The sequence below is a fragment of the Occallatibacter sp. genome (assembly GCF_049802275.1).
In the GTDB taxonomy this organism is placed as follows: Bacteria; Acidobacteriota; Terriglobia; order Terriglobales; family Acidobacteriaceae; genus Telmatobacter.
The window spans coordinates 1-7,101 of record NZ_JBARMD010000100.1 but is presented as its reverse complement, the minus strand read 5'-3'; the positions used below and the strand labels follow the sequence as shown (position 1 = coordinate 7,101).

Below are 7,101 nucleotides of genomic sequence, written 5' to 3'. Positions count from 1 at the left end.
AGAACGGTTCGCCGATTCAGGTGCTGACGGGATCGACGAATTTCTCCATCACCGGCCTGTACGTGAATGCCAATCACGTTCTGGTTTTTGACGATGCCACAGTCGCCGGCAAGTACTCGGATGTTTTTGAGGAGAGCTGGAAAGACCTGCCCAAGGCGAACTCCGCAGCGTCATTCGCCGCGTCTTCATTGGCAACAACTCCGTTCACTCCGCCGGTAGCCGGCATTGCCAAAATGGCGATCAACTACTCTCCACACGCCGCGGCCGATGCGTCGAAGATCCTGAATGGGCTCGTGACGCGCGTAAACCAGGAAACCGGAGCCGGTGTAGTAAACGGCAACGTGATGTTTGCGGTGATGCAGCTGACGGGCGGCAGCAACAACCCCGTATACGATGCGCTCAACGCGATTCATCAGAACGCGTCTGTTTACAGCTATGGCATCTCCGATGCTCCGGCGGGAACCTTTCTGTATCAACCTTCGAGCCCGCAAGGCGTTCTGGTGACCGGCAAACCCGGCCAAACCACGCTGCCGCCACCGTTCGACCAGGTACCAAGTCTTCCGGGGCACGAAATTCACGACAAGTTTGTGGTGTGTGGCCTGAATGGGAAGGACCCGATGGTCTGCTGTGGCTCTTCCAATCTTGCTCTTGGCGGCGAGAAGAGCAATGGCGACAATCTGCTCGAGATTCACGACGAGGATGTGGCAACTGTATTCACGATCGAGGCTCTGGGCCTCATCGACCACTACAACTTCCTCGACCGTTATGCAAAGGCGAAAGCAGCCCAGACCGCCAAACAGAGTGCAATGACCGGCAAGGCATCAAAACCGGCCGCCGCTAAACCCAGCGTGACGAAGACAAAAGCGGTTGCGAAGAAAGCGCTGGCCAAGAAGGCTGCGAAGAAACCACCGGCCGCCAAGAAAACAGCGAAGAAGCCTGCATCAAGGACCAGTTCTCGCACGCAAAGGGTCGCCGCCGCGCGGGCTTCACGCTGATGTCGGCGCGACGAAGACTCTTCGCTGAGCGCATTCACCAGTTTTATCGATGGAGAATTTGCGATGGCAAACAAGAAAGCAGCGACAACAAAGAAATCCCCCAAGCCACTCGTTGAGGTGCAGCCACAATCGAACCAGGTGGCCGCGCAGGATGCCGGCGTGTTTTTGAAAACCGACGATTCCTGGTCAAACGCCTACTGGAATGCTAGTGATCTGCACTTCAAGGAACGGGAACTGTTTGGGTGAAACGAGCCAACGACGGTTCGTGTCCGTGGACTCCCACCCTTGCGACGATGAGGCTGTCGCAAGGATGGGGCACCAACGCTGTGAAACCCGACGCGTCCGGGACAGCACAACTGAGCTACTTCTTCTTCGCAGGCACCAGCGCTTCATTCTTCAAAAGCTTGCCGCCTTCTTCGATCACGTACAGCCGATTCACATCCAGGTCTTTGAGTGTGTCGACGGCGCCCGAGGGCCAGTTGATCTGCACCATGTCCACTTTCTTCGCGTCGTTCAACCCGAAGTGAATGCGGAGATCGCTGGACGAGTAGTAGCCGTTGCACGACTTCACGTCTTCAACCTGGATGAGCGGCGAACCCGGTTTTGCGGTAAGAACCGGCGAACCCGTTTGCGCCACTACCTTGATGCGCGCGCCGATGCCGGTCTTATTCGACTTTGTGCCGACGACGCGAATTTTGATCCAGCTTCGATTTAGGGTCGAATCGCAACGCAGCAGTTGCGGAATTGCGTTGACGCAGTTCACCACTGCGTCGAGATCGCCATCGTTGTCGTAGTCCCCCACGGCAAATCCACGCGCTTTCGCATTGGCTGTAATTCCCGATCCGCCGATCAGGCTCAGGTCTTCATATTGGCCGTTGCGCAGGTTGCGATAGAGATACTTGCGCTCGGCATAGGCCGCATCCACCTGCGTACCATCGACCTCGGGATAGACGTGGCCGTTGGCGACGAGGATATCGAGCCAGCCATCATTATCGAAGTCTATGAAGCTGATGCCCCAGCCGAGCAGGCGCGTATTGATACCGAGGCCCGCCTGGTAGGTGCGATCGTCGAACGAGCCGTCTCCGAGATTCATAAAGAGCGAGTCGGTATCGCCGGCAAAATTGGTCTTCACGATATCGAGCATGCCGTCGCGGTTGTAATCGCCAATGGAAACACCCATGCCAGCCTGTGGCTTGCCGTCGGGCGAATAAGCAACGCCAGCTTCGATCGCCTGATCCTTGAAAGTGCCGTCTTTCTGATTCACGTAGTAGGTTGCGGATGTCGAGTCGTTGGCGACGTAAATATTTGGATAGCCCGTGTTGTCGAGATCGGCGACGCCGCAGCTCAATGCGTAGGTTCCCAACGTTCCCCACATGCCAGCCTTCTGGCTCACGTCTTCAAAGGTTCCGTCGCCCCGGTTGTGGTAAAGCAGATTCTTGCCGCCTTCGAGTCCCGGCGGTCCGCACGCGACGACGATGCCCTTGTAGGTGCAGTTCGCGTCTTCCGGCAATGGCGTGGTCTTTAAATCCAGGTCAATGTAGTTACCAACGTACAGATCGAGATGGCCGTCCTTGTCGTAATCGAGGAAGGAGCAACCAGAATTCCAGCGCAGGCGGTCCTGCATCAGCCCGGCTTCTTTTGTAACCTCATTGAAGGTGCCGTTGCCGTTGTTGCGAAACAGCGCGTTCTGCCCGTAATAGCTGACGAACAGATCGTTCCAGCCATCGTTGTTGTAGTCGCCGACACAGCAGGCTTGGCCCCAGCCGGATCGCGCCAGACCGGACTTGACGGTGACATCGGTGAATGTGCCGTCGCGATTGTTCTTGAAGAGCCGGCAGACTGGCTCATGGCCCTTGGGAAACCCTTCGAGCCGCCACCCGTTCACAAGAAAGATGTCGACCCAGTCGTCCTGGTCGTAATCAAAGAAAGCCGCGCCGCAGCCGGTGGTCTCGAGGAGATATTTGTTGCGGTGTTCGCCCCCGAAGATCATCTCCACATTCAGACCCGACTCTCTGGCGACGTCGACAAACTGGACGCCAAGCGGAGTTCCCGTTACCGGCGAAGGCGTACCTTTAGGTGCCGGCCTTGTGGGAGCCTCGTAGGACTGGCGAGCGCTGCCCGTTGATTTGGGAGTTGGGGTCGATTGCTGGCCGAAAGCGGGTCGCGCCAGCCTCAAGACATCTTCGAGCGATAAAACCAGTGCGGTCCTCGACAACGACTTCAAGAATCCGCGGCGGGTAAAAGACAAAACAGCGATCTCCGTTAAGCGCACCTGGCCTTGATTCGGCGTCTGCGCCCCAACCCGTCAGTATATCGGGCAGGCCATATGTGCCGGAATTCGCGATCCTGAACGGAGCATTGAGTTGAAGGGAAAATATCCTGGATCATGGGTGAAAACCCAAATTGGAGCGACGCCCTATAAATCACATCCTTTAATGCAATTGCGCGCCAAGAACACCTCACACCCCCATTCGTTACCCGCGGCCTGGTTACAATCGTCCGCCGCTCCCCAAATCGTGTGATTGTTCCGCCCGCGAGATCGATCTACGCTTCGCCTATCACCTAAGCCTCCGAATAACGAACGACAGGAGAGGTTCTCCCTCATGCTTGAAGCGACGAAGACGTTGGACTACTACGAGTTTCTCCAAATCAGTCCCCACGCGGACACCGAGACCATCCACCGCGTCTACCGGTATCTGGCTGCTCGCTTCCATCCCGATAATCCGGAAACGGGAGATCCAGAAAAGTTCTTCCTGCTGAAATCTGCGTACGACGTTCTCTCGGACCCCGAAAGCCGCTCAGAATATGACCGCGACTACGAGGGCGAGAGTGGGCCCGTGCACAACCCGCTTTCAGATTCCGTGGACTTCATGGACCAGGTGCGAGGCGAGCTGAACCGTCGTCTGGCAGTGCTGGCAGTGCTCTACTATCGCCGCCGTTCAAACCCCTTCGATCCCAGAGTCAGCCTGGCTGAGATCGAGAAGCGCATGGGATTTCCGCGGGACTACCTGGATTTCACCACGTGGTACCTGGGAAAGAAGGGGTACATAACAAGGGCCGACAACTCCGACTTTTCGCTGACAGCCGAGGGTGTGGACTTCATCGAAACCCAGCGCGTGAATATTCCGGTGCTCAACAAGCTATTGACCACCGGCAATGTGGCCTGCAATGTCGACTTGGATGAGGACATCATGCGTCTGGAGTCAAACGCTCCGCCCGTGATTGTGCTGCCCGACATGACGCGCATTCCGGAGCGCCGCGCAAACGCGCGAGAACGCCGTACCGGCGCCCCTGACTGGCGCGCTGAAAAGGTGGAGCGCCGGAAGGGTCCGCGCCGTACATCCGAATAGTGCTGGTTACAAAAGTCCGCCTCGACTGATATGGAGCGAGTTGCGATTCGACTCGCTCCTGCAAACAGGCACACTCAAGTTGAAGCATCGGCCAGTGGGGGCTTTTCTTGCCCGGATGGCAGTCGGACACCCGCTTCATACTTTTCCTTCCTTGACACCAACCCCAGCGGGTAGCATGGCATCGCGGCAAATGTCGGAGCCGGAGTGCACTCCCGATCTTTCCGCATTTGAATAGAACAGGAAATAAGGAGAAACCCATGCGATTTGGTCGTTTTACTTCTGCAATTCTGGGGTTGGCCGCTTGCTCTTTGCTCAGTATCCTCCCCGCAACCTTTGCGCAATCCACTGCAAAAAAGCCACCGACCGCCGCCTCTATGCCGGCGAACCCGGCCGGCGGGCTTGTCGACATCAACTCGGCTACGGCCGATCAGCTTAAGGCGCTTCCGGGCGTCGGCGACGCCTATTCGCAGAAGATCATCGCCGGCCGCCCTTACGCCAACAAGTCCCAGCTTAAAAGCAAGGGAATTGTCCCGGCGGCGACGTATGACAAGATTTCGAGCTTGATCGTTGCCACCCAGCCTGCGAAGAAGAAGTAAGACTCTTCCACGAAGTCCAAAAAGGGGGCGCATCAGCGTCCCTTTTTAAATTGAGCGATCTTTGGATTTGCAGCGAAGCGAACTGAATCAAATAGCTTTGACATCCACGGCGAGTGCTCGTTTAAGCGCCGCCGACGCCAGCAGCCGTGTTGAATCCAGAACAGGCAGCGGGGAGTTCTTGTTGCCGATGATGAGGGGAATCTCAGTGCAACCGAGCACCACGGCATCGCAGCCCTCATCCTTCATGCGGCGGATAACGAGCTCGTGATAGGTCACGGATTCTGGCCGGAAGACTCCATACACCAGCTCATCCATGATGATGCGGTTGATTTCCCTGCTCTCCTCGTCCGTGGGGCGCAGATAGCCTATGCCGTGCGCCGCCAGCTTCTGAGGGTACACCTCGCTCTCGACCAGCCAGCGAGTACCCAGCAATCCCAGGCGCCGGAAACCGTGCTCGACTGCTTCGTCAGCAACGACTTCAGCGATATGCAGCCACGGCAGAGGCGATCGCTGCACAACCAAATCCATAGCCTGGTGAATGGTATTGTCTGGGCAGATGAGGAAATCCGCGCCGGCGTTCTTGATTTTTATCGCCGAATCCAGCATGAGGTCGGCGACACCCTCCCAGTCGTTGCGTTCAATACATTCGACATAGCAGGCAAGCGAATGGGTGTGCATTGTGATCTCAGGATGAGCATGCGGACCGAGCAATTGCGCGCCCTTGGCACAGATGGTGCGGTAGCAGAGCGAAGCGCCTTCGGCGGAGCAGCCCACAATACCAATATGCAGCGGCGATGACACCTGCTGATTCTACTGTTTCAGCAGCGCACAGATCTTTTGCGTACTCCATACCGTCTGTGCCTGTAGGCGGGACAAAAGAAATGTGCCGCCTGAAACGCAAGGTTTAGCATGTTCAGTGCACGACCGGCACCATCCCCTTGGGCTTCGAACGCAGTCGAGGAGCATCTGGGGCGTGCTGCAGAGGAGACAGAATGGTCACCAGACGTGAATTCCTTGACACACTTGCGGTGGGGGCGGCTGGGCTCGCCCTTGGCTCGACAGCCAAAAGCTATGGCCAGATCATGGGCTCCAACGAACGTCTCAACTTCGCGGTAATCGGGCTGAACGGCCGCGCCTATGCGCACCTTTCTTCGCTCAAGGCTAATCAGAATGCGGCGCACATCTCCAGCGTCTGCGATGTGGAGAGCAATATTCTGGCAAAATTCGCCGCCGCAACCCGGCAAACAATGGGCTACGCTCCCGCTACGGAGAAGGATTTTCGCAAGATTCTTGAGCGCAAGGATATCGATGCCGTCACCATCGCCACGCCCGATCACTGGCATGCGCCGATGGCGATTCTTGCACTGCAGGCGGGAAAAAACGTGTATGTCGAAAAACCCTGCAGCCACAATCCGGGTGAGGGCGCGCTGCTGGTGGAGGCGCAGAAGAAATACGGCAAGCTGGTGCAGATGGGAACGCAGCAGCGCTCGTCGCCGCACACCATTGAGGTTGTCAACAAGATCCATAACGGGTTGATTGGTCGCGCTTACTTTGCGAAGTGCTGGTACGACAACACGCGCAAAACTATCGGAAACGGCAAAGTCGTCCCCGTTCCCGTTACGCTCGACTGGGATCTGTGGCAAGGCCCGGCGCCACGCCAGCCTTATAAGGACAATGTGCAGCCTTACAACTGGCACTGGTTCCGCATCTGGGGTACCGGCGAGGCGCTGAACAACGGGACGCACGAGGTGGACGTATGCCGCTGGGCGCTGGGCGTTGATTACCCCGATCGCGTCACCACATCGGGTGGCCGTTACGCCTTCAAAGACGATTGGCAGTTCTACGACACCATCTCCACCAGCTTCGAGTACGACGACAAGATGATTTCGTGGATCAGTGCGAGTTGCAACGGCATGCACACCTACAATCGCGGCCGTGGATCCGTGATCGAAGGAACCGAAGGCAGCGTCCTCGTCGATCGTGATGGCTACGAGGTCTACGATCTCAAGGGCAAGAAGACCGACGAATTCAAGGTTGGCAAGCAGACTTCGACTGCCGATCTGATTGGCGCGGACTCCATGACCGACGCACACTTTGCCAACTTCATCGCCGGCATCCGCAAGGGTGAGAAGTTGAATGCGCCCGTCTCGGTAGGCAATG

General features: G+C 57.1%; 7 protein-coding genes. 5 read left to right on the top strand and 2 right to left on the bottom strand.

Features of this window, described 5'->3' with window-relative positions:
• Both WA354_RS03210 and WA354_RS03205 read left to right on the top strand, forming a co-directional pair.
• Positions 1–995: phospholipase D-like domain-containing protein (locus WA354_RS03210; RefSeq protein WP_472811569.1), on the top strand; the 995-nt coding region annotated here is incomplete at its 5' end.
• Positions 996–1,058: 63 nt separating this feature from the next.
• Positions 1,059–1,241 carry a hypothetical protein gene (locus WA354_RS03205; RefSeq protein WP_472811568.1) on the top strand — a complete coding sequence of 61 codons (183 nt, stop codon included), beginning with the start codon at positions 1,059–1,061 and terminating at the stop codon, positions 1,239–1,241.
• Between the two features lie 115 nt (positions 1,242–1,356).
• Here WA354_RS03205 and WA354_RS03200 read toward each other — a convergent pair whose 3' ends face one another.
• Positions 1,357–3,243 carry a CRTAC1 family protein gene (locus tag WA354_RS03200; protein ID WP_472811567.1) on the bottom strand — a complete coding sequence of 629 codons (1,887 nt, stop codon included), beginning with the start codon at positions 3,241–3,243 and terminating at the stop codon, positions 1,357–1,359.
• A 355-nt stretch (positions 3,244–3,598) separates the two neighbouring features.
• Here WA354_RS03200 and WA354_RS03195 point away from each other — a divergent pair, with 355 nt between their 5' ends.
• Both WA354_RS03195 and WA354_RS03190 read left to right on the top strand, forming a co-directional pair.
• Positions 3,599–4,345 carry a DnaJ domain-containing protein gene (locus WA354_RS03195; RefSeq protein ID WP_472811566.1) on the top strand — a complete coding sequence of 249 codons (747 nt, stop codon included), beginning with the start codon at positions 3,599–3,601 and terminating at the stop codon, positions 4,343–4,345.
• A 257-nt stretch (positions 4,346–4,602) separates the two neighbouring features.
• The gene (locus WA354_RS03190; RefSeq protein WP_472811565.1) at positions 4,603–4,941 is read left to right on the top strand and encodes a ComEA family DNA-binding protein; all 339 of its coding nucleotides are present in this window, start codon (positions 4,603–4,605) and stop codon (positions 4,939–4,941) included.
• Positions 4,942–5,028: 87 nt separating this feature from the next.
• On the opposite strand, the gene WA354_RS03185 is transcribed toward WA354_RS03190, so the two are convergent.
• Positions 5,029–5,742, bottom strand: coding sequence for an aspartate/glutamate racemase family protein (locus WA354_RS03185; protein WP_472811564.1), 714 nt, complete (start codon positions 5,740–5,742; stop codon positions 5,029–5,031).
• A gap of 191 nt (positions 5,743–5,933) precedes the next feature.
• Between WA354_RS03185 and WA354_RS03180 the strand changes: the two genes are divergently transcribed.
• A partial coding sequence (locus tag WA354_RS03180; protein WP_472811563.1) for a Gfo/Idh/MocA family protein occupies positions 5,934–7,101 on the top strand: 1,168 nt, incomplete at its 3' end.

Excerpts from the sequence above, each read along its gene's own strand:
- WA354_RS03205 (WP_472811568.1), top strand. The coding sequence starts at position 1,059 with ATGGCAAACAAGAAAGCAGCGACAACAAAGAAATCCCCCAAGCCACTC.
- WA354_RS03195 (WP_472811566.1), top strand. The coding sequence starts at position 3,599 with ATGCTTGAAGCGACGAAGACGTTGGACTACTACGAGTTTCTCCAAATC.
- WA354_RS03190 (WP_472811565.1), top strand. The coding sequence starts at position 4,603 with ATGCGATTTGGTCGTTTTACTTCTGCAATTCTGGGGTTGGCCGCTTGC.